Source organism: Pseudomonas sp. HY2-MNA-CIBAN-0224 (genome assembly GCF_040310285.1).
Lineage (GTDB): Bacteria > Pseudomonadota > Gammaproteobacteria > Pseudomonadales > Pseudomonadaceae > Aquipseudomonas > Aquipseudomonas helleri.
This window is the reverse complement of record NZ_JBEOPQ010000350.1, coordinates 1-301: the sequence shown is the minus strand read 5'-3', so window position 1 is coordinate 301 and position 301 is coordinate 1. Positions and strand designations below refer to the sequence as shown.

General features: G+C 42.2%; 1 protein-coding gene. It reads right to left on the bottom strand.

Annotated elements, in window-relative coordinates:
* Positions 1-106: 106 nt before the first annotated feature.
* Positions 107-301: phospholipase D-like domain-containing protein (locus tag AAEZ03_RS26695; protein WP_350582799.1), on the bottom strand; the 195-nt coding region annotated here is incomplete at its 5' end.

Here is a 301-nt window from a genome sequence, read left to right as displayed (position 1 = left end):
AATGAAAATAAGGCTTTTTGAATACGAAGGCTAATGAGCCACTGACTCTTAAAATAAGTGACAGACATTCAGTACGCTATAAATTTGGTTAAAAGGAACCTATAATCTATAGCAGCCAATCGATTGGCAGCCATGACATGATGGTCAGCCAAACGTGGTCACCCATATCAACGCGCGGCTCTGTATCGTAAATCACTTTTTTACCATTTTCCATGGTATGCCACTGTAAAGCACCGCTCTCCAGCAACTTGACTTCATACGCCTGATTTAACAAATCATCGCTGAGTGCACCGTGTAGCTG